The following is a 21617-nucleotide window of genomic DNA, read 5'->3' as shown; positions in this document are numbered from 1 at the left end:
GTCCATGTCCGCCACGATAGGACACGTGCGGCGGCGCTCACTTTGCCGGTCGCGAAAGGGCAATCGGTCGGATACTCTCTGAATGCCCTTGAGTCGCGGCGGGAGAGTCCCGCCGATTCATTTCGGCAGGCGCCGCAGGAGCAAATCCTCCCCGGGAATCTCTCAGGCACACCTACCGCCGCGACGAGGCACCTCTGGAAAGCAGCCGTGCAATGCGGCTCACCGACGGGGCAAGCGAATCGTCACGAGACCGACGGTTCGCGAAACTCTCAGGTACAGCGACAGAGCGGGGAGGGACCGCGTTCGACCCTTCCCATTGTCCTGAGACCCGTAAGGCTGAGATGGCGCAACCCACTGCTGAAGCCGCAGCGCACAGAGATCTTTCCCGGCAACTGTCCAACCGGCACATTCAGCTGATCGCGATCGGGGGCGCCATCGGCACCGGTCTGTTCATGGGATCGGGCAAAACCATCGCGCTGACCGGCCCGTCAGTGATTGTCGTCTACATGATCGTCGGGTTCATGTTGTTCTTCGTGATGCGTGCGATGGGCGAATTGCTGTTGGCCAACCTGCATTACAAGTCCTTCATCGACTTCGCCGTCGATCTGCTCGGCCCGTGGGCGGGCTTTTTCACCGGCTGGACCTATTGGTTCTGCTGGATCGTCACCGGCTCGGCCGACATCATTGCCCTGGCCGGATACGTGAGCTTTTGGTGGCACGGTCTGCCACTGTGGCTACCCGCGTTGTTAGCGGTGCTGCTGTTGATCACGCTGAACCTGCCTACCGTCAAGGCATTCGGCGAGACCGAATTCTGGTTCGCGTTGATCAAGGTCATCGCCATCATCGCGTTGATCGTCGTAGGCCTCGTGATGGTGCTCAACCATTTCAAGGCGCCCGGCGGTGCCACCGCGAGCTTCGCGAACTTGTGGAAGGACGGGTTCTTTCCCGCCAGCTCGATGGGATTCGTCGCCGCCTTCCAGATCGCGACATTCGCGTTCGTCGGGATCGAGTTGGTCGGCACCACCGCGGCGGAAGTGAAGGCCCCCGAGCGCAATCTCCCGAAAGCCATCAACTCGATCCCCTTACGGGTGATGCTGTTCTACGTGGCCGCGTTGACCACGATCATGGCGGTGACGCCGTGGCGCGAGATCAGCGCCGAACACAGTCCGTTCGTTGCCATGTTCAGCCTTGCCGGCCTGGCCATCGCGGCGTCGGTGATCAACTTCGTCGTGCTGACTTCGGCAGCGTCAGCTGCGAATTCCGGAGTCTATTCGACATCGCGAACGGTTTACCGGCTGGCAATGGCGGGCGACGCACCCCGCCAGTTCGCCAAGCTCACCGCGCGGCGGGTACCGGCCAATGGGTTGTTCTTGTCAGGGGTGTTCCTGCTGTCCGCGGTGGTGATGGTTGCCATCGGCGACTCGATCATCGGGCCATTCACCGTTGTCACCACGATTTCCGCGTTGTGCTTCATGTTCGTTTGGTCGATCATCCTGGTCAGCTATCTGGTGTATCGGCGACGTCATCCGCACTTACACGAGGCTTCCCAGTTCAAGATGCCGGGCGGGAGTGCCATGTGCTACGTGGTGCTGGGGTTCTTCGGGTTCCTCATCTGGGCGTTCGCCCAGAAGCACGACACGCTGCAGGCCCTGCTCGTGACGCCGGTGTGGTTCGCGGTGCTCGGTGTCTCCTGGTTGGTGCTGCGCCGACGGCCGCGCCACCTCGTCCGCGAGGCGGACTTCACGTCGGAATTGCATGCCGGGGATAGCCCGTGACCATTAGCGTGTTCGACCTATTCAAAGTGGGAATCGGGCCGTCTAGCTCCCACACGGTCGGCCCGATGCTGGCCGCAGCCCGATTCGTTGCCGACCTCGAGCGGCGAGGAACGCTGCCCGACGTGTCCGGCCTGCGGGTTGATCTGTACGGGTCGCTGGCCGCGACCGCGCTCGGGCACGGCACCTTGCCGGCGATCCTGCTGGGCCTGCAGGGCTATTACCCCGACACCATCGAAAGCGACGAGATGGAGCAGCGCCTGGCGGCCGTGCGGGCAACCGGACAGGTCACCTTGGCCGGCTCAATCCCGATCGCCTTCGCCGAGGATGACATCGCGCGGCATCCACGGACGGTGCTGCCGCGGCACCCGAACGGCATGACGATCACGGCGACCGCGCGCGATCGACGCGAATTGCGCTCGGAGACCTACTTTTCCATTGGCGGTGGTTTCGTCATCACCGAATCCGAACCCGACCAGGCTGGCCCGGCCGCGGCGACGCCATGGTCGTTCAGCTCGGCTGCGCAATTGCTCGTCCTGACCGACCGTCATAACCTGCGGATCAGTGACGTGATGCTCCGGCACGAGCTGGCCACTCGCTCCCACGCAGCCGTGCGTGAACAGCTGCTGCACCTGCGCGATGTCATGATCGCCTGCGAGCGCCGCGGCATCAGCCGGGACGGGTACCTGCCCGGCGACCTGCGGGTGCGCCGCCGAGCGCGGGACTGGTACCTGCGACTCATTGACGAGGACCCCGGGCGTGATCCCGCCTTCGCTGAGGATTGGGTGAATCTGGTCGCCCTCGCAGTGAACGAGGAGAACGCGTCGGGAGGGCGCATCGTGACCGCCCCGACCAACGGTGCCGCGGGAATCATTCCAGCCGTAATGCACTACGCGGTGCACTACACCGGCAAGGAGGCAGACCCCGATGACCCCGATGACACTGCCATGCGCTTCCTGCTTACCGCGGGTGCGATCGGCTCTCTCTACAAGGAGCGGGCATCGATCTCCGGGGCTGAGGTCGGCTGCCAAGGCGAGGTGGGATCGGCCGCTTCCATGGCCGCCGGCGCCCTCGCCGAAATCCTTGGCGGGACACCGCGTCAAGTCGAGAACGCCGCCGAAATTGCGATGGAACACAGTCTCGGCCTGACCTGCGATCCGATTGCAGGCCTGGTACAGGTGCCCTGCATAGAACGAAACGCCATCTCGGCAGGCAAAGCCATCAACGCTGCCCGGATGGCGTTGCGCGGAGATGGCACCCACCGGGTCAGTCTCGACGAGGTGATCGCCACCATGCGGTCCACTGGTGCGGACATGAACACCAAGTACAAGGAAACCGCCACAGGCGGGCTCGCCGTCAATGTTCCGGTGAATCTGGTCGATTGTTGACGCGCAGGATGGACAACCGCGAGCAGACGCGGAATCGCATGTTTCGGAGACCAAAGGTGCGATTCTGTGTCTGCTCGCGCGGGTTGGATAGGGTGTCTGGGCACGCCGGCGATTGGCCGGCCGGTAACTCATGAATCAAGAAAGTAGATGTACGCGCGATGACAGATCCGCAAACGACGGTCGGGGTGGTGGCTGAGTCCGGGCCCGACGAGCGGCGCGTTGCGCTGGTACCGAAGGCGGTCGCATCGCTGGTTAATACCGGTGTGGCGGTCGTGGTCGAGGCCGGTGCCGGGGGGGGGGCTTTGCTTCCCGACGAGCTCTACACAGAGGCCGGAGCCAGCATCGGGGATGCGTGGGGCGCCGACATTGTCGTAAAGGTGGCGCCACCCACCAAGGACGAGGTCGGCCGGCTGCGCAGCGGACAGACGTTGATCGGCTTCCTCGCGCCGCGCAATGCCGAGAACTCGATCGGCGCCCTGAAGCAGGCCGGTGTGCAGGCGTTTGCGCTCGAGGCCATCCCGCGTATCTCGCGGGCCCAGGTGATGGATGCGCTTTCGTCGCAGGCCAACGTGTCCGGCTATAAGGCGGTGCTGCTCGCGGCTTCGGAATCGACCCGGTTCTTTCCGATGCTGACCACCGCGGCGGGCACGGTTAAGCCGGCCACCGTGCTGGTGCTCGGTGTCGGCGTGGCTGGCCTGCAGGCGCTGGCCACGGCCAAGCGCCTGGGCGCGCGCACCACCGGTTACGACGTGCGTCCCGAGGTGGCCGACCAGGTGCGTTCGGTGGGTGCGCAGTGGCTGGATGTGGGCATCGAGGCCTCCGGTGAGGGCGGGTATGCGCGGGAGCTGACCGAAGACGAACGCGCCCAGCAGCAGAAGGCTCTCGAAAAGGCGATCAGCGGTTTCGATGTGGTGATCACCACCGCGCTAGTGCCGGGGCGGCCGGCGCCGCGGTTGGTGACGGCCGACGCGGTGGAAGCGATGAAGCCCGGCAGCGTGGTGGTGGACCTGGCCGGGGAGACCGGCGGCAACTGCGAGCTGACCGAGCCCGGACAGACCGTCGTCAAACACGACGTCACCATCGCGTCACCGCTCAACCTGCCCGCGACGATGCCCGAGCACGCCAGCGAGCTCTACAGCAAGAACATCACCGCGCTGTTGGACCTGCTGATCACCGACGGCAAGCTGGCGCCCGACTTTGACGACGAGGTCATCGCGGAGTCGTGTGTGACCCGAGAACAGAAAGCTTAGATATGTACGACGAACTACTGGCCAACCTGGCGATCCTGGTGCTGTCCGGATTCGTGGGGTTCGCGGTGATCTCCAAGGTGCCCAACACGCTGCACACCCCGCTGATGTCGGGTACCAACGCCATCCACGGCATTGTCGTGCTCGGCGCCTTGGTGGTGTTCGGTGAGGTTGAGCACCCGTCACTGGCGGTGCAAATCATCCTGTTTGTCGCGGTGGTGTTCGGCACGCTGAACGTCATCGGCGGGTTCATCGTCACCGACCGGATGTTGGGCATGTTCAAGGGCAAGAAGAAGGCCTCGGCCGACAAGGCCGAGAAAGCGGAGGCGGTCGCCAAATGAACTACTTGGTGATCGGCCTTTACATCCTCGCGTTCTCGCTCTTCATCTACGGCCTGATGGGCCTTACCGGGCCCAAGACCGCGGTGCGCGGCAACCTGATCGCTGCGGTCGGCATGGCCATCGCCGTGGCGGCGACGCTGGTCAAGATCCGGCACACCGACCAATGGGTGCTGATCATCGCCGGCTTGGTGGTTGGCGTGGTGCTCGGCGTACCGCCGGCCCGCTACACCAAGATGACCGCCATGCCGCAGCTGGTGGCGTTCTTCAACGGCGTCGGCGGCGGGACGGTCGCCCTCATTGCGCTGTCCGAATTCATTGAGACCAGCGGCTTTTCGGCGTTCCAGCATGGCGAGTCGCCGACCGTGCACATCGTGGTGGCCTCGTTGTTCGCCGCGATTATCGGTTCGATCTCGTTCTGGGGTTCGATCATCGCGTTCGGCAAGCTGCAGGAGATCATCTCCGGCCGGCCGATCGGTATCGGAAAGGCGCAGCAGCCGTTCAACGTGCTCTTGCTGGTGGTGGCCGTCGCCGCCGCGGTGATCATCGGTCTGCACGCGCATCCCGGCACCGGCGGGGCGTCGCTGTGGTGGATGATCGGCCTGCTGGTTGCCGCCGGCGTGCTAGGCCTCATGGTGGTGTTGCCGATCGGTGGGGCCGACATGCCGGTGGTCATCTCGATGCTGAACGCGATGACCGGCCTCTCGGCCGCTGCGGCGGGCCTTGCGCTGAACAACACCGCGATGATCGTGGCGGGCATGATCGTCGGCGCGTCCGGCTCGATCCTGACCAACCTGATGGCCAAGGCGATGAACCGGTCCATCCCGGCAATCGTCGCGGGCGGCTTCGGTGGCGGCGGTGTTGCGCCCGGCGGCGACGGCGGCGGCGACAAACACGTCAAGTCCACTTCTGCAGCCGACGCCGCCATTCAGATGGCCTACGCGAACCAGGTGATCGTGGTGCCGGGCTATGGTTTGGCCGTCGCGCAGGCCCAGCATGCCGTCAAAGACCTGGCGAGCCTGCTCGAAGACAAGGGTGTGCCGGTGAAATACGCGATTCACCCGGTTGCCGGTCGGATGCCTGGGCACATGAACGTGCTGTTGGCCGAGGCCGAGGTCGACTACGACGCCATGAAAGACATGGATGACATCAACGACGAGTTCGCACGCACCGACGTCACCATCGTCATCGGGGCCAACGACGTCACCAACCCAGCGGCCCGCAACGAGCAGTCCAGCCCGATCTACGGAATGCCGATCCTGAACGTGGACAAGTCAAGGTCGGTGATTGTCCTCAAGCGGTCAATGAATTCCGGATTCGCCGGCATCGACAATCCGCTGTTCTATGCGGACGGCACCACCATGTTGTTCGGGGACGCAAAGAAATCGGTGACCGAGGTCGCCGAGGAGCTCAAAGCGTTGTAGCTCGACGACGATGCGGCGGGCTATACGGGCGGGTATGCCGGTGGCGGGTATCCGTTGCCGTCTTCGACCCCCCGTATCCCCCAGGTGAGGTAGTTGAAGAAGAACTCGATCTCGTCGCTTACGTCGTAGTCAGGACTCGGGTCCATTGCTCCACCCTTCTACTCACAAACGACTCGCGACTTGATCCGCTACATGAGTCTAGGCCCATCCGCGTCGATGCGGTAGGCGGCCGCGGCTTTAAACTGTCCAACCAGTTGATTGATACCCGGACGCCCGGCAACGACGATAGTGAGTACAGATGCCATCCGAAACTGGCCTTTCGCGCCGCGAGGAGTTGCTGGTTGTTGCCACCAAGCTGTTCGCTGCGCGCGGCTATCACGGCACCCGGATGGATGACATCGCTGATGTGATCGGGCTGAACAAGGCGACGGTGTACCACTACTACGCCAGCAAGTCGCTGATCCTCTTCGACATCTACCGTAAGGCCGCCGACGGCACGCTGGCCGCCCTTCACGACGAACCATCCTGGACCGCCCGCGAAGCGCTCTACCAGTACACCGTCCGGCTGCTCACAGGGATCGCGAGCAATCCCGAGCTGGGCGCGGTGTACTTCCAGGAGCAGCCCTACATCACCGAGTGGTTCACGGACGAACAGGTTGCCTGGGTCCGCGACAAGGAATCGCAGGTCTACGAGCACGTGCACGGCCTCATCGACCGCGGGATCGCCAGCGGCGAGTTCCACGCGTGCGATTCGCACGTGGTGGCACTCGGCTACATCTACATGACGCTCGGCAGCTACCGCTGGCTACGACCGACCGGCCGGCGCACCGCCAAGGAGATCGCGGCCGAGTTCAGCACCGCGCTGCTGCGCGGGCTGATTCGCGACGAGTCAATCCGCAATCAGTCTCCGCTGGGGCAGTAACTTGAAGCTCAGGTGACTGGCGGTATCAATCTCGTTACCGACCCGATGGCTCCGCTGAGCACAGACAGCTCCGTCACACTCGATTGGCCGAAGTTGAACATCAGGCCTGGATTCGCCGACGGAAGATAGGGGTAGGTATTCGGCAGCGAGGACTGCGGTAACAATCCGATGTTTACCAGGGCGGCTTGGGGGCCTTGCACGGCCCCAGTCGCCAGGGCGGAGGCCACCGCGATCGGATTGATTGGCGGCAACAGGCTGGCCGGGGTGGGCACATCCGCGTACCCGTAGCCATAGCCCAAGTCAACCAACACCCGTAGGTCGGGCTGAATCACGTCCGCCACCAGTGGCCCTGCGAAGGGGATGGCGCGAAGGGGCGCCAACAGCGGCAGGTCCTGGGTCAGGAACATGTAGTAATGGGTGTTGCCGGTGTAGCCCGGAGACGTTGCCAACGGCACGGCATTCGCGACCTCCTCGGGGGTGAAGGGGTACGCGTTGTGCACCTGGCTGATGCCCATGAAGGCGTTGAGGTCCGACAAGATGTTGAGCGGGTATTGCGGGTTGTGGGCATAGCCGTCGTATTGGCCCGTGTAAATGTAGGTCTGGTAGGGGGAATCCGGTGGAGTCGCGCCGGTGAACGAGATATCCAGGAACGGGATGTAAAGGCCGGCGTAACGCTGCAGGATGCCGCCGTTGGGGTTGTTGATATCACCAATCAACGTGAAAGCTAGCCGGCTTGGATCTGGGGCTTGGCCGGAAGGTAGCGCCATAAGGGCGCGTATTTCATTGGTGGCTACCGCGGAACTTTGCGAGTAACCGAAAACGACGACGTCATTCCCTTTTTGTAGTTCCGCGTTGATTCCGTTGTTCAGGAGAGTGACGCCCTGGGCGACAGACTGATCGAGTGACAGGTTTCCGATAAACGGCCACCATTGCTCGGGCGTGTACTGGGCGACCGGGGTGTTGGGCCCGAAGATTGGCGAGATGTACGCGCTGTCAATGATCGCCAAGGCGCGGGGAGGCAGTATCGGTTGCCCCGTGCCGCCCATCATTAACGCCGTTATCGGGTTCCCTGACAGCATCGCGACGGAAGTCGACGTGCCGATGGCGCCGCTGGACCCGGCGTTGCCCAACATGACTGCGGCATTGGTGGCCTCGGCCTGTGCGTACGCGGCCCCGGCGGCGGCCAGCACCTGGGTGAATTCGCTGTGGAACGCCGCAGCCAGCCTTAGGACCTGTTGATATTCGCGCGCGTATTCGCTGAATAGCGCCGCAGTCGCGGCCGACACTTCATCGGCGGCTGCCGCCAGCACTCCGGCAGTTGGGGCCGCAGCGGACGCGCTGGCCGCGCGGATCGCAGACTGGATCCCGTCCACGTCCGCGGCCGCCGCCGCCAACATCTCCGGGGCCGCGATCACGTACGACATCTGGTCTCCTGTTCGACGCCGGGGCCCTTAGAGACTAGAGCGCGCCCGCCGGGAAGTCGGGCATTTCCGACTAATCCCCGCGATCGCGGCCGCGTCAGTTCAAGATCGGCGGAATGAGATGCAGGACGTTCCCGAGCCCACCGCTCAGCAGCGACAGCGCCGTCACCTGCGGCTGGCCGAAGTAGAAATTCAGTCCGGGGTTGATCGACGGAACCCACGGGTAGGTGTCGGGGAACCACTCGGGTCCCCAGAGCCCAGCCTGGACCCCAATTTCCACCGCGGCGCCGTAGGGTGCCTGCAAACTTCCCAAGGCCAGGTAATACGTGACCGCGAACGGGTTGGGAATCGAGAACAGCCCCGCCGGCGTAGGAATGTCCGCATAGTTGCCGCCGGGCCCGTAGTCGGCATAGCCCAGGTCGACGAGCACTCGTAGTTGCGGCTGGATCAAATCGGCCAGCACGGGACCCGCATAGGGAATGTCGCGGATCGGCTGGACCAGTGGCAGATCTTGGGTCAGGAGCATGTAGTACTTGGTGTTCCCGGCGTAGCCAGGAGAGGTCGGCAGCAGTACCGCGTTGGACATATCCTCCGGCGTGAGAAGCGGGTAATCGCCGTGCACGTAGAAGTAGCCCATGAAGGCGTTGATGTCCGACAGTATGTGCAACGGGTACTGCGGAGCGTGCGCGACGCCGTCGTACTGCGCTGTGTAAATGTAGGTCTCGTAAGGGGTATTCGCCGGAGTCGCACCGTTGAACGACACATCCAGGAATGGGATGTAAAACCCGGGGAAGCGTGCGAGAAGCCCGCCGACCGGGTTGTTGGGAGAGCCAATCATCGTGAAGGCAAGCTTGTCTGCGTTAGGTGCGCCCAACGCCATGAGATTGTTGATGTAGTTGTTGACGATCGTTGCGCTCTGCGAGTAGCCGAAGGCGACGACACTGTTCCCAAGGTTCAGTTCGTTGGTGACCGCGGTGCTTAGCAGCGAAACGCCCTTGGCGACCGACTGGTTGAACGTCATGTTGCCGAGATCAGGGGTCACCGGCCAGAACTGTTCGGGTGTGAACAGCCCCTGAGGGGTGGCCCCCGTGAAGAGCGGCTGAATGAACCTCTTGTTGATGTCCGTCACGTACTCGGCGGAAGGCAGCGGGTTGTTGGTGCCGCCCATGATCAATGCGACTATCGGGTCGGCCAGCAGAGCCGACTCTGCGGCCGCAACTGTGCCGACGCCGCTCGACGCGCCGGCGCCCAGCGGCGCCTGCCCCATCAGGGACCGGATCGGTGCGTTAATCGTATTGACCGCGTTCGTCACCGCGCCGTTCACCAGCGCTGCGTTAGTGGCCTCGGCTTGCTGGTAGGCGTTTGCTGCGGCAGCTAGGGTCCGGGTGAACTCGTCTTGAAAAGCCGCCGCCTGCTTGATAACTGCTCGATAGTCCTGGGCGTATGCGTTGAACAGCGCGGCGGTGGCCGCCGACACCTCATCCTCCGCCGCGGCGATTACACCGGATATCGGAGCCGCCGCAGCCGCATTCGCCGCGTGGATCGTTGATGCGATGCCGTCCACATTCGCCGCTGCGGACACCAACATCTCAGGCGCAGTGAACACGTACGACATCTCCCCGTCCTTCCCACAACCGGGCCCGTCCCGGCCTAACGGGGGACTGACCCGCTACCGCGGGTATTAGGTAGTTATAGAGAGTAGAGCGGTCCCGCCGGTACGTCCGGCGTTTGATGAGATGCAGTTCGCCGAGACTACTGTCTAAAAGGGTTGCAGCGTTGCACCTTCGGACGGAGGACACTCATGGCGATTCGCGTCGCTCACGTCGGCACCGGGAATGTCGGGAGGCTGGCGCTGACCGAACTCGTCACCAACCCCCAGTTTGAGTTGACGGGCGTGTGCGTGTCCGCACCGGAGAAGGTCGGGCGCGATGCCGCAGAGCTGTGCGGGCTCGATGTGCGAACGGGGGTCGCGGCGGTGAACGACCTCGACGCCGTCCTTGCCGCCGCGCCCGAATGCATCGTCTACTGCGCCATGGGCGATACCCGCCTGCCCGATGCCATGAACGACGTCCGGCGCATCCTGGCCGCGGGCATCAACGTCGTCGGATCGTCGCCGGGGCTGCTGCAATATCCCTGGGGCGTGATGCCCGACAAGTACATCGATAGGGTGGAAGTCGCTGCCCGGCAAGGGAATTCGAGCATCTTCATCAGTGGTGTTGACCCGGGGTTCGCCAACGACCTGATCCCGTTTGCGCTCGCCGGGACCTGCCAGCGCATCGAGCAGGTGCGCTGTATGGAGATCGCCGAGTACGCGACGTACGACGGCTCGGAGGTCATGTTCGATGTCATGGGGTTCGCCAAACCCTTGGACGAAGTGCCGATGCTGCTACAGCCCGGGGTGCTCAGCATCGCGTGGGGGACAGCGATCCGACAGCTCGCGGCCGGCCTGGACATCGAGGTCGACGAAATCACCGACTCATACCAGCGCGAGCCGGCGCCGGAAGATTTCGAGATCGCTGTGGGACGCGTTGCCAAGGGTACGGTGGCCGCGTTGCAGTTCGAAATCCGCGGCATCGTCAACGGCCGCCCGGCCATCGTCATCGAGCACATCACCCGCCTGCGGCCCGACCTGCGACCCGACTGGCCGCAACCCGCAGCGGGCGGTGGCTCGTATCGCATCGAGATCACCGGGGAGCCGTGCTACGCCGTGGACATCGTTCCGAGCAGCCGGAGGGGCGACCATAACCACGCGGCGATCGTGGGCGCCGCGGGGCGCATCGTCAACGCCATCCCGGCGGTAATTGCGGCGCCACCGGGTATTAGGACCACACTCGACCTGCCGCTGGTCACCGGAAAAGGGCTCTACTCGCCGGGGCTGGTATCGACCTAAATCGAAAGGAGCCCACGTGGGACGGGTAGACGGCAAAGTTGCATTGATCAGTGGCGGCGCGCGGGGGATGGGCGCGTCCCACGCGCGGCTGCTGGTGGAGGAGGGCGCCCAGGTGGTGATCGGCGACATCCTCGACGACGAGGGAGAAGCCCTGGCCCGTGAACTAAATGCGAGTGGTGAATCCGCGCGCTACGTCCACCTCGACGTGACCCAGCCCGACCAGTGGGACGCCGCGGTCGCGACGGCATTGGGAGAGTTCGGCAAGCTCAACGTGCTGGTGAACAACGCTGGCATCGTCGCGCTGGGACAACTGAAGAACTTCGACCTGGCCAAGTGGCAGAAGGTGATTGACGTCAACCTGACCGGCACCTTCCTGGGCATGCGGGCCGCCGTCGACCCGATGACCGAGGCCGGTAGTGGCTCGATCATCAACGTGTCGTCGATCGAGGGACTGCGCGGTGCGCCGGCGGTGCATCCCTATGTCGCATCGAAGTGGGCGGTACGCGGTCTTACCAAGTCGGCGGCCCTGGAACTGGCACCGCTGAACATCAGGGTGAACTCGATCCATCCCGGTTTTATCCGCACCCCGATGACGGCCAACATTCCCGACGACATGGTCACCATCCCGCTAGGCCGGCCGGCCGAGGCGAGGGAGGTGTCCACCTTCGTCGTATTCCTTGCCAGCGACGACGCGTCCTATGCGACCGGCAGCGAATTCGTCATGGACGGCGGGCTGGTGACTGACGTACCGCACAAACATCTCTAGAGGCGCGGGAGCATGCTGCGCAGCTTGGCAAGTGTGGTGGGGTCCAGCCACGTCGTTACGGACCCCGACGTGCTGGCCGGCCGCACTGTCGACCACACCGGCCGCTATCGGGGTCGGGCCAGCGCGCTGGTGCGGCCGGGATCGGCGGATCAGGTCGCCGAGGTGCTGCGGGTTTGCCGAGACGCCGGGGCGCACGTCACCGTGCAAGGTGGCCGCACTTCGCTGGTGGCCGGCACCGTTCCCGAGCACGACGACGTGTTGTTGTCCACCGAAAGGCTTTGCGCGGTAGGCGATGTCGATATCGTCGAGCGGCGCATCGAGGTGGGCGCCGGAGCCACCCTGGCCGCGGTCCAGCATGCGGCGACCGCGGTTGGTCTGGTGTTCGGCGTGGACCTATCGGCCCGCGACACCGCGACGGTCGGCGGGATGGCCTCGACGAACGCCGGAGGTCTGCGCACGGTCCGCTACGGCAACATGGCCGAACAGGTCGTCGGCCTGGATGTGGCGTTGCCCGACGGCTCCGTGCTGCGCCGGCACAGCTGGGTGCGTCGCGACAACACCGGTTATGACCTGCCGGCGTTGTTCGTCGGGGCCGAGGGCACCCTCGGAGTCATCACCGCGCTGGATCTGCGGCTGCACCCCACCCCGTCGCACCGGGTGACGGCAGTTTGTGGGTTCGCCGACCTCGAGGCGCTCGTCGATGCCGGCCGGGTGTTTCGTGACATCGACGGCATCGCTGCGCTGGAATTGATCGATGGCCGGGCCGCCGCGCTTACCGGTGAGCATCTCGGGGTGGGTGCCCCGGTCGAGGGCGACTGGTTGCTTCTGGTGGAACTGGCCGCGGACCACGATCAGACCGACCGGCTTGCGGAGTTGCTTGACGGCGTGCAGCTATGTGGGGGACCTGCCGTCGGCGTGGATGTGGCTGCACAGCAACGGTTGTGGCGGCTACGCGAATCGCTGGCCGAGGTGCTCGGCGTGTACGGGCCGCCGCTGAAGTTCGACGTGTCGCTGCCCTTGGCCGCGATCGATGGATTCGCAAGGGACGCAGTCGCATTGGTCCATGCGCATGTACACGACGCGCTGCCGGTGTTGTTCGGCCACGTCGGTGAGGGCAGCCTGCATCTCAACGTGCTGCGCTTTCCGCTGGAGCGAGAGCAGGACTTGTATCCGGAGATGATGGGGTTGATCTCAGATAGCGGCGGCAACGTCAGCTCTGAGCACGGAGTCGGCACCCGCAAGCGGCCGTACCTTTCGATGTCCCGAGAGGCGACCGACATTGCGACGATGCGGGCGGTCAAGGCGGCGCTGGACCCGACGGGGTACTTAAACGCGGCAGTCTTGTTCAGTCGGAGCCCTTGATCCCGACGGCGTGGCGCAACTGTGCCAGGAATTGGTCTGCGTCGTCGCTTCGAACCACGTAGTGCGAGATCGCAATTCGAATCACCGTCGCCGCCTTGACCGCGGCGTTGGGTCCGGGAAGGAGCCGCTGCAAACCCTCGCGCATCTCCGGTATGACTCCGGACATCTGCGCGATGACGAGCTCCGGCTCGATGTCGACCATGCGCACACCCGAGTACGAGTACTGGTACTCGACGATGAACCGCAGTGCCGCGTCGAGCCTGTCGACGCCCTTGAGCCCGGAAGTTGCCTTGGCCAACCCGATTTCGAATACCTGTCGTTCGTAGCGCGAGAAAGCTGAGAGCAACTCCTCTTTGGACGCGAACCAGCGGTAGAGGGTGGGGCGGGACACTCCGGCCTGGGCGGCGACCTCAGAGAGGCTGAGCTTGGTCTTGCCGTTGCGCGCGAGCACTTCGGCGGTCGCCGAGAGAATGCGCTGGCGAGTCGAGGTGTCGGTCTCGGTCATGGTTGTCGTGTGTGCCGGCTGGCTCATGTCTGTCTCCCCGGGCGTCGGCGCACCAGCACGGACTGCTGGATGGCGCCGATCGCACTCTGTTCGTCGAAAAGTGTGCCGACCGTTGTTCCGATCCCGTCCGGACCGTAGTTGGTCTCGGCTCGAATACCGATCCAATCACCTTCCGGGATTCGGAACACGTGTACGGCGATGTCGGTGTTGAGAAATGTCCACTTGGTGATGTCCAGCTTGCTGCCGATGCCGTTGGCGCAATCGGCCACCGCGAATAGCCGTTCCAGCTGCGTCATGGTCTCGCCGTTGACCAGATCGACGGTCGGCTTGATCCAGGATTCACCCGGGCCCGGCGTCAGCGGTTCGGTCAGCCAGAGCCACTCGAGGCTGTGTACGTAGTTGCGGTCCCACTTGAGTGCCGTGAGGTTGCGGTCGCGCGCCTCGGCGAGCGGGCGCGGTGGTTCGGTGGCCGCATGGGCAATGGCCTGGGTGTCGAGTTGCTGCAATCGCCAACCGCTGGCGCGGGCGACGGGCCGGGGCTCGCCGTCGGGACCCAGCGCCAGCATCTGGGCGGTCACCAGCTCGATCTGCTTACCGCCGCGGTCGAGTTGCGGGCGCACCCACAGGTCCCCCTCGGCCGGCACCGGACCCAACAGGTCGATAACCACCCGGGACAGGCGGGTGTCGTCGCGCTGCCCGCACCTCTCCAGCGCACGCACCAGCAGCGCCGACACCGGTCCGCCGTGCTGTATCGCCGCCGACCAAGTGCCCCGCGCCAGGTCCGTCGCCCGGAATTTTTCGCCCAGTGCGTCGGCGGCCCCGGTGTTTTCGATCAGCTCGTAGTAAGCGTCGGTCATTTACGGCAGCCCTGCGCCGGGAGCGGCGACCAGTACGGCATCCAGTCGGGAGAGCCGGGTGCCGGCCAGGCGCTTGGGGTAGGCGTCGGTGCTGGTCAACATGAACAGCGTGCGCCGCTGGGGACCGCCGAGCGTGCAGGCGACGGCAACCCGGTCGCCCATGTCGATGCGGTCTGTCACCTGTCCGCCTTCGGTGATCCGCTCGAACTGATGAGCCAGCGTCATGGAGGTCCACACGCCGCCTTCGGTGTCGAGCGCGATGCCGTCGGGGGGTCCGTCCAGGCCATCGGCGAAGATTCGGCGGTCGGTGAGCGTTCCTTGCGCGCCGATGGTGAATGCGGTGAGTCGGCGCGCCATGGATTCGGCGACGATCAGGGTCTGGTGGTCCGGTGTGATGACCATTCCGTGGGGAAAGTCGAGGTTCTCGGCGACAACGGTCGCGGAGTCGTCCGGGTCGAGCCCGATGATGACGCCGCCGGTGAACGCCTGGGAGCCGATGTAGGCCCGCCCCTTGTCGTCTATCACCATGTCGCCGAGGTTGGCCGGCGCGAGACCGGAGAGGTCGGCGATGGCCTGCACGGTGTCGCCGTCGTAGCGCAGTACCAGCCGGTCGTCGGCCGAGGCGATCAGCAGGGATCCGTCGGGCCGGAAGCCCAGGCCGGACGGGGAGTGGCCCGGCAGCGGCAATGTGGTCAGCGAGCCACGCATGTCCGCGGTGTGCACCGCTTCGCCGAGCATGTCGGAGAACCACAGCAGTCCCTCGAACCAGCGCGGGCCTTCGCCAAAGCAGAAGTCGTCGGCCAACGGGGTCGGGGTCATCAAGCCTTTACAAATCACCGCAAAAGTGTCACGCACTTCGGGCGTCGCTGTCAACGTGGGCCCGGTTTCGGGCTTGCTTTACAAATCATGCGCAAAGTGTCACGCTGGGCCGTGAGCTGCTGTAACGAGAGGTGAGCGCTTTGACCACAGATTCTGAACAGGCCCAGTGGTCGGTCGAAAGCCTGCTTGAACTTTTCGAGGTGCGGGCCGACGGGGCGGACCGGTTCACCGCCGACACGGGAATTGCCGGGCAGGATGAGCGGCAGGTGGTGGAAGGCACCCAGGTTTTGGCGCAGGTGATTGTCGCGGTGGCGCATCGGTTCCAGGGCAAATCGGTGCGCTCGGCACACGCGGTGTTCTCCCGCGCCGTTGCGGTGGGCCCGCCCATCGAACTCGGCATCGACGTGGTGCACGAGGGCCGGTCGACGGCCACCGCGGTCGTCGGCGTGCGCCAGAACGGCCGGCGCTGCCTGAGCGTGACGGTGTTGGCCGACGTCCCGACGGGCGACGTGATCCGTCACCACCTGCCGCGGCCCGACGTCGCGGCGCCCGCGGATGCCAACGTGTCGGAGATGCCGATGATCGGACGGGAACTGCGAGTCGTCGACGTGCTCGACGTCAACAGCCCGGATGAGGTCGGGCCGCCGGAATTGCACGCATGGCTGCGCTACGACATCATCCCGACTCGCGATGAGCTGGCCAAGGCGCTCGTCGCGTACTTCACTGGGCACCTTGGTATTTCCACCACCATGCGGGCGCACCGGGGTATCGGAACCAGCCAGGCACACCTCACGGTGTCCACGGCTCCCATGACGATCGCCGTCGCCTTTCACGAACCGGTGCGCTGGGACGGTTGGCTGCTCTACACCCACGAGAGCACCCAGGTCGGCGCTGGCATGTCGTACGTGCGCGGCACGGTGCACACCGAGGCGGGTGAGCTGCTGGCGTCCTTTGCCCAGGAGGCGTTGATCCGGCCGCTGCGCACCAGCGACACCGTTATCGATGCGCGGGCGCGGTTGTAAATCCCATGCGCTTCACCATCACCCACCCGATGCACAGCCATCCCTATAACCCGGAGTTGGTGAGCGGGTCCGGCATCGCGGCGGTGGCGACGGCGGCCGAAGCGGCGGGGTTCGATGGGTTCGGTTTCACCGACCACCCCGCCCCCTCGCAGCGCTGGCTGGAGGCCGGGGGGCCCGACGCCCTCGATCCTTTCGTCGCACTGGGGTTCGCGGCGGCCAGAACGTCGACGCTGCGATTGATTCCCAATATCGTGGTGCTGCCCTATCGAAATCCGTTCGTAGTGGCTAAGTCCGGCGCGACCCTGGACCTGCTGTCCGGCGGGCGGTTCACGCTCGCGGTCGGAGTGGGTTACCTCAAACGGGAATTCTCCGCGCTGGGCGTTGACTACGACGAGCGCGCGGAGTTGTTCGAGGAGGCCTTGGCGGTGATCCGCGCGGTGTGGACCACCGACGACATGTCCTTTGACGGACGGCATTTCCCCGCGAGAGGCATCCCCGCGCATCCCCGTCCGGTCTCCAGCCCGCATCCGCCGATCTGGATCGGCGGTAACACGGGGTCGGCCCGCCAGCGCGTCGCGCTGTACGGCGATGGGTGGTGCCCGTTTCCCGCGCCCCCGGGTTTGGCCCGCACCGCCGGAACCGCGACCATCGACTCGCTGGATCTGCTGGCCGACGGTGTTGACGATCTGCGCCGCCGGTGCGATGCGGCCGGCAAGGATTGGTCGGCCATCGACGTGACCTTCACCAACTTCGAGGGTGGCAGCCCGGCCAGCGACGCTTTCGACCCCGAGGCGTACCTCGCTGGCGTGGAAAAGCTGGCGGGGCTTGGTGTTACGTGGCTGCAGGTCGGCCTGCCCGGCGATAGTTTGGCGCATGCGCTGGAAACTATCGACCGATTCCGGACACTGATTATCGACGTGATCTAAATGGACTTCTCCCGCGTCGCGCTTTCTTCCGAGGACCAGGCTTTCCGTGATCAAACGCGCGCGTTCGTCAGCGAGCACGTCACGGATGAAGTGCTGCGGCGGAACCGGGAGTTCGGCGAAAACTTCGATGAGCACTTGCATTTGGCGTTGGGCGCAGCCGGATACCTGGCAGGCGACTGGAAGACCGAGTCCGAAGGTGGGTTCAGCCCAGTTCGCCGGCGGATCTTCGGGCTGGAAATCGGGCGGGCGCATACACCGTGGTACCACTGGGGCACGACGTCGGTGGTTGCGCGCTTGGTGGAACGGTTCGGTGCTCCGGATCTTGTCAGCAAGGTCTTGCCGGGCGTGCTGTCCGGGGAGATCCGGCTATGTCTCGGCTACACCGAGCCGGATGGCGGCTCGGATGTCGCCACCTGCAAGACCCGGGCGGCACGTGATGGCGGCGCGTGGATCATCAACGGCTCCAAGATGTTTACCTCGAATGCGCAGCACGCCAAATACGTCTTTCTGCTCACCAATACCGACCCGCAGGGGCCAAAGCATAAGAACCTGACGATGTTTCTGGTGCCGCTCGATTCGCCGGGTATCGAGATACAACCCATCCGCACCTTGGACGGCGACCGCACCAACATCGTCTACTACAGCGATGTGCGGGTCGACGACTATTACCGGGTCGGTGCGGTGAACGGCGGCTGGACGGTGATGCGGGCCGCGCTGGATGCCGAGCACGGCCTTGTGGATCGGGAAGACCATGGCCTGGAAGATGTTGCGGCGATGTCTGGTCACGGCACGCTGATGGCCGAGGCGGTGGACAGGGTCGCGGGGCTCGTCGCCGACGTGGCCGACGAGTCCGTGAAGTACCGGCTGGGACGCAGTTTCGCGCGGATGGAGGCGGCGCTGTCCACTCCGGGAATGTTCGGTCGCGTCGCGATCGGGCAGACGATGCGCGATATCTCGGGCGATTTGATGGATGTGTTGGGGCCGGCGTCCGTGCTGCCGACGGATGCCGTAGGAGCTGTTGGAGACGGCGCCGCGGAATACCTTTCCCGGCTGGCGTTACCGATGGGGATCTACGGCGGCACCCTGGAGGTCTTCCGCAATATGATCGCCCAACACGAGCTCGGGCTCGGACGTCCCAACTACGGTAGCTCGGCGACAACCTGAATGCGGGCGTCGTCAAAGCTGAAAAACCCTTTAACGGGCAGGCTTTCCGGCGGCGGGTCGTCGTAGCTCCACGCGACGTCCCGGGTGACCGTGTCGCCCAGTACCGCCGACCAATACGTGGCGACGCCCTTGTAATTGCAGTAGGTTTCGGTTTCAGATTTCTGCAGTAGATCCGTGCGGACCTGCGCGGGTTCGACGTAAAGCCTTGGTGTCAGGGCGGTTTCGAAAACGATCACGGTGTCGGCGGTGTTCACCAGGTCGGTGTCGCCGATGGTGACGTGCAGTCGTCGTTTGGTCGGGCGACAGTCGACGCGGTGATACGGATTCGGCGGGTTGACCGCATCGGCCGGGAATGCGTAGCTGAGCTGGTGATTTCGTCGGTGCACCAGCAGCGCCTGTTCGCTGTCGATGACCACTTGGCCGTCTCGCAACGCTTGGATTCGACGCGGGTGCGGTTCGATGTAGATCCCAATGTCGAGGTCGGCGGGGATCGACGGCGCGAACCAGCCACTGGGATCGCTACTGAGCGGACCACGTCCGGCCACTAAACTCATGCTTCACAACGCCTTTCGTTAAGGGGCTCATCCCCGTGACAAGCGTGTACGCGGCGCCGACACCGACGACACCGGGCGTCGCATGATCCGCGACAACGATGTCGCATCGACATTTGCGGCCGAGGTGCGTGGTCCGCCGGGCCCCGTCCATGATGTGCTGCTCCGACACCCGTCTCCTTCGCATTACAAACTTCGTGGACAGTGTAAATGTTGTCGGACCTGGGACCCAGGTGCTATCGTTTCTTGCTTCTACTATTTCCGCAGTAGACCCTTCATCACATTGGCGTGAGCGGAACCGTCCCCTTGCAAACCTGAAGGGATTCCGGCACGCATGAATGCGCCAATGCCAGCGATGTACCGAGAGGTAGTCGATACAAACGGCCGCGTGTATCGGATTGGGGAGACCGATCGCGACATCTTGGGCCGTTCGCGGGTGTGGATGGTATGGCTTCCGTGGATCGCGATGATGGCCATCAGCTCGTCCGAATATGCCTTCACCTCGGCCCGCGACACGCTCTCCGAAGCACACGGCTGGCGCGGCGCTCACATCTTTTGGCTGCTGGGCATCTGGGTGCTCTTCCAGGCCGCAGCCGCGTTCCCGGTGGGTCGGCTGCGGGAAAGCGGACGGTTGTCGGCGCGTACGGCCATGATGCTCGGCGCGGTCGGGGCGCTGCTGGGTTACGTCTCGCTGGCGTACGCGCCGCATATCGCCCTCGCGTATGTGGGCTTTGGGATGTTCGGCGGAGCCGGAGCCGGTTTCGTCTACGCCACCAGCGTCAGCATGGTCGGCAAGTGGTATCCCGAACGGAAAGGCGGCAAGATCGGCTTCGTCGACGGCGGCTTCGCTTACGGGTCAATGCCTTTCATCTTCTTGTTCGCCAACTACTTGGCCCCGGACAACTATCAGGGCATTCTGTTGGCGGTCGGAGTTTTCCTGGCCGGCGTGGTAGCGGTCAGCGGCATCTTCTTCAAAGACCCGCCGAAGAACTGGTGGCCGCCGCACGTCGACCCGCTGCGGGTCCACGATGACCCGCGGATCTGCCGCTCGCTGCGCAAGAACCCACCGGCGGCCAAGCAATACGCCCCGATGGGCGCGATCAAGACCGGCATCCTGCCGCTGATGTGGTTCGTGCTGCTGTGCACGTCGGGCATCAACATCTTCGGGATCGCCATGCAGGTGCCTTTCGGCAAGCAGATGGGCTTCGCCGGCGGAATCGTGGCGCTTGCGATGAGCCTCAAGGCGTTCATCAACGGCACCGGACGCGGCGTGATCGGCTGGATCTCGGACCGCTACGGGCGCCGGGACACGCTCATCCTCGTGTGCGTGGTGCTCGGGGTCGCGCAGTATGCGGTGTACTTCTCGGGCTCGGTCGGCAATATGCCGCTGTTCCTTCTGGCGTCGATGGTCTCCGGCTTCGGCGGCGGGGCGATTTATCCCCTGTTCGCGGCGATGACCGCCGACTACTTCGGCGAGAACAATAATGCCGCCAACTACGGGCTCGTCTATAGCTCGAAGATGATCTCCGGACTGGTGGGGGCCGGCATGGGGTCGCTCGTGGTCGACGCGTGGGGTTATCGCGCCGCGTTCCTCATTGCCGGTTCGGTCGGTGTCGGCTGTGCTGTATTGGCGATCTTCCTGCGCCGACCTAACCTGCCGCAGCCAAAGACGACGAAGGCGCCGGTGCCGCCGGCCCGGGTGAAGAAGCGCGTCAGCGTGTTTCCCAACTTGGTGGCACCGATCTGGGCGTGAGCCAGTCCGTCGGCCGGCGCTGCTATTATCGAAAGTATGTTCGAACGGCCGTCGGGTTGCGTGTCTTCGCCGGAGGTGATCGCCCGCTTTGATGAGATGTTCGAGCGCTGTTATCCGTCGACGACGGCGGAGTCGGCGGCGATGGTGGATCGGGTCTGTGCGTCGGCGCGGGCGGAGAACCGGGCGGCGGCCGAGCAGTTGGTGGCGATCGGGGAGTTGTTCGCCTACCGGCTGTCGCGGTGTTCGGACACCGAGCAGTGGGCGGTGGACACCGAGGCGGCAGTCAGCGCTGAGGTGGGTGCGGCGTTGCGGATCAGTCAGGGCCTTGCCGGCAGCCAGTTGCGCTACGCGCGGGCGATGCGTGAGCGGCTGCCGCAGACCGGTGAGGTGTTCAAGGCCGGGGATATCGACTATCGGATGTTTCGCACGATCGTGTATCGCACGGATCTGATTATTGACCCCGATGTGCTGGCCGGTGTGGATGCCCGGT

General features: G+C 64.6%; 21 protein-coding genes and 1 riboswitch. Of the genes, 14 read left to right on the top strand and 7 right to left on the bottom strand.

Going from position 1 to position 21617, the window contains the following annotated elements:
* Positions 1–184 precede the first annotated feature (184 nt).
* Positions 185–295: riboswitch (glycine riboswitch) on the top strand.
* Positions 296–341: 46 nt separating this feature from the next.
* The 5 genes from MSIMFI_RS04840 to MSIMFI_RS04820 all read left to right on the top strand — a co-directional run bounded on the left by MSIMFI_RS04840 (position 342) and on the right by MSIMFI_RS04820 (position 6169).
* On the top strand, positions 342–1775 hold the full coding sequence (locus MSIMFI_RS04840; RefSeq protein ID WP_191496346.1) for an amino acid permease: 1434 nt from the start codon (positions 342–344) through the stop codon (positions 1773–1775).
* Positions 1772–3160, top strand: a complete 1389-nt coding sequence (locus MSIMFI_RS04835; protein WP_191496345.1) for an L-serine ammonia-lyase — start codon at positions 1772–1774, stop codon at positions 3158–3160. The genes MSIMFI_RS04840 and MSIMFI_RS04835 overlap by 4 nt, the downstream gene beginning before the upstream one ends.
* A 158-nt stretch (positions 3161–3318) precedes the next feature.
* Complete coding sequence (locus tag MSIMFI_RS04830; RefSeq protein WP_191496344.1) at positions 3319–4410, top strand: Re/Si-specific NAD(P)(+) transhydrogenase subunit alpha; 1092 nt, start codon at positions 3319–3321, stop codon at positions 4408–4410.
* A gap of 2 nt (positions 4411–4412) precedes the next feature.
* Entirely contained in the window at positions 4413–4748 is a 336-nt protein-coding gene (locus tag MSIMFI_RS04825; protein WP_186241153.1) for an NAD(P) transhydrogenase subunit alpha, read from the top strand.
* Positions 4745–6169, top strand: coding sequence for an NAD(P)(+) transhydrogenase (Re/Si-specific) subunit beta (locus MSIMFI_RS04820; RefSeq protein WP_191496343.1), 1425 nt, complete (start codon positions 4745–4747; stop codon positions 6167–6169). The genes MSIMFI_RS04825 and MSIMFI_RS04820 overlap by 4 nt, the downstream gene beginning before the upstream one ends.
* Positions 6170–6189: 20 nt before the next feature.
* On the opposite strand, the gene MSIMFI_RS04815 is transcribed toward MSIMFI_RS04820, so the two are convergent.
* Positions 6190–6315: a hypothetical protein gene (locus tag MSIMFI_RS04815; protein ID WP_023369539.1), complete on the bottom strand. Its 126-nt coding sequence runs from the start codon at positions 6313–6315 to the stop codon at positions 6190–6192.
* Between the two features lie 152 nt (positions 6316–6467).
* Between MSIMFI_RS04815 and MSIMFI_RS04810 the strand changes: the two genes are divergently transcribed.
* Complete coding sequence (locus MSIMFI_RS04810) at positions 6468–7091, top strand: TetR/AcrR family transcriptional regulator (protein WP_186241155.1); 624 nt, start codon at positions 6468–6470, stop codon at positions 7089–7091.
* Positions 7092–7099: 8 nt separating this feature from the next.
* Here MSIMFI_RS04810 and MSIMFI_RS04805 read toward each other — a convergent pair whose 3' ends face one another.
* Both MSIMFI_RS04805 and MSIMFI_RS04800 read right to left on the bottom strand, forming a co-directional pair.
* On the bottom strand, positions 7100–8515 hold the full coding sequence (locus tag MSIMFI_RS04805; protein WP_191496342.1) for a PE family protein: 1416 nt from the start codon (positions 8513–8515) through the stop codon (positions 7100–7102).
* A gap of 94 nt (positions 8516–8609) precedes the next feature.
* Positions 8610–10127 carry a PE family protein gene (locus tag MSIMFI_RS04800; protein WP_191496341.1) on the bottom strand — a complete coding sequence of 506 codons (1518 nt, stop codon included), beginning with the start codon at positions 10125–10127 and terminating at the stop codon, positions 8610–8612.
* 186 nt (positions 10128–10313) lie between these two features.
* Between MSIMFI_RS04800 and MSIMFI_RS04795 the strand changes: the two genes are divergently transcribed.
* The 3 genes from MSIMFI_RS04795 to MSIMFI_RS04785 are packed head-to-tail and all read left to right on the top strand — an operon-like array spanning position 10314 to position 13530.
* Entirely contained in the window at positions 10314–11402 is a 1089-nt protein-coding gene (locus MSIMFI_RS04795) for an NAD(P)H-dependent amine dehydrogenase family protein (protein WP_191496340.1), read from the top strand.
* Positions 11403–11418: 16 nt separating this feature from the next.
* Positions 11419–12168: a glucose 1-dehydrogenase gene (locus MSIMFI_RS04790; RefSeq protein WP_191496339.1), complete on the top strand. Its 750-nt coding sequence runs from the start codon at positions 11419–11421 to the stop codon at positions 12166–12168.
* A gap of 12 nt (positions 12169–12180) precedes the next feature.
* Entirely contained in the window at positions 12181–13530 is a 1350-nt protein-coding gene (locus MSIMFI_RS04785) for an FAD-binding oxidoreductase (RefSeq protein ID WP_191496338.1), read from the top strand.
* On the opposite strand, the gene MSIMFI_RS04780 is transcribed toward MSIMFI_RS04785, so the two are convergent.
* From MSIMFI_RS04780 to MSIMFI_RS04770, 3 genes are read right to left on the bottom strand one after another with little or no spacing between them, the layout of a single operon-like run.
* A complete protein-coding gene (locus MSIMFI_RS04780) occupies positions 13514–14062 on the bottom strand; it encodes a TetR/AcrR family transcriptional regulator (RefSeq protein WP_186241161.1) in 549 nt (182 codons plus the stop codon). The two genes, MSIMFI_RS04785 and MSIMFI_RS04780, sit on opposite strands and share 17 nt — an antisense overlap.
* Entirely contained in the window at positions 14059–14892 is an 834-nt protein-coding gene (locus tag MSIMFI_RS04775) for a thioesterase family protein (RefSeq protein WP_191496337.1), read from the bottom strand. The genes MSIMFI_RS04780 and MSIMFI_RS04775 overlap by 4 nt, the downstream gene beginning before the upstream one ends.
* Positions 14893–15711, bottom strand: a complete 819-nt coding sequence (locus tag MSIMFI_RS04770) for an SMP-30/gluconolactonase/LRE family protein (protein ID WP_191496336.1) — start codon at positions 15709–15711, stop codon at positions 14893–14895.
* 131 nt (positions 15712–15842) lie between these two features.
* Here MSIMFI_RS04770 and MSIMFI_RS04765 point away from each other — a divergent pair, with 131 nt between their 5' ends.
* From MSIMFI_RS04765 to MSIMFI_RS04755, 3 genes are read left to right on the top strand one after another with little or no spacing between them, the layout of a single operon-like run.
* Positions 15843–16733, top strand: a complete 891-nt coding sequence (locus MSIMFI_RS04765) for an acyl-CoA thioesterase (protein WP_191496335.1) — start codon at positions 15843–15845, stop codon at positions 16731–16733.
* A 5-nt stretch (positions 16734–16738) separates the two neighbouring features.
* The gene (locus MSIMFI_RS04760) at positions 16739–17659 is read left to right on the top strand and encodes an LLM class F420-dependent oxidoreductase (RefSeq protein ID WP_191496334.1); all 921 of its coding nucleotides are present in this window, start codon (positions 16739–16741) and stop codon (positions 17657–17659) included.
* Positions 17660–18823, top strand: a complete 1164-nt coding sequence (locus MSIMFI_RS04755) for an acyl-CoA dehydrogenase family protein (RefSeq protein ID WP_191496333.1) — start codon at positions 17660–17662, stop codon at positions 18821–18823.
* Here the strand turns inward: MSIMFI_RS04755 and MSIMFI_RS04750 are convergent.
* The gene (locus MSIMFI_RS04750; RefSeq protein WP_191496332.1) at positions 18799–19377 is read right to left on the bottom strand and encodes a DUF427 domain-containing protein; all 579 of its coding nucleotides are present in this window, start codon (positions 19375–19377) and stop codon (positions 18799–18801) included. The two genes, MSIMFI_RS04755 and MSIMFI_RS04750, sit on opposite strands and share 25 nt — an antisense overlap.
* A gap of 385 nt (positions 19378–19762) precedes the next feature.
* On the opposite strand from MSIMFI_RS04750, the gene MSIMFI_RS04745 reads away from it, so the two are divergent.
* Both MSIMFI_RS04745 and MSIMFI_RS04740 read left to right on the top strand, forming a co-directional pair.
* Positions 19763–21127, top strand: coding sequence for an OFA family MFS transporter (locus MSIMFI_RS04745; RefSeq protein ID WP_224770076.1), 1365 nt, complete (start codon positions 19763–19765; stop codon positions 21125–21127).
* Between the two features lie 36 nt (positions 21128–21163).
* Positions 21164–21617 (top strand): DUF222 domain-containing protein (locus MSIMFI_RS04740; RefSeq protein ID WP_191496330.1); only part of this gene is annotated, 454 nt, incomplete at its 3' end.

The organism is Mycobacterium simulans (assembly GCF_900232995.1).
Lineage (GTDB): Bacteria > Actinomycetota > Actinomycetes > Mycobacteriales > Mycobacteriaceae > Mycobacterium > Mycobacterium simulans.
The sequence above is the reverse complement of the archived record's forward strand: the minus strand, read 5'-3'. Positions and strand labels throughout refer to the sequence as shown.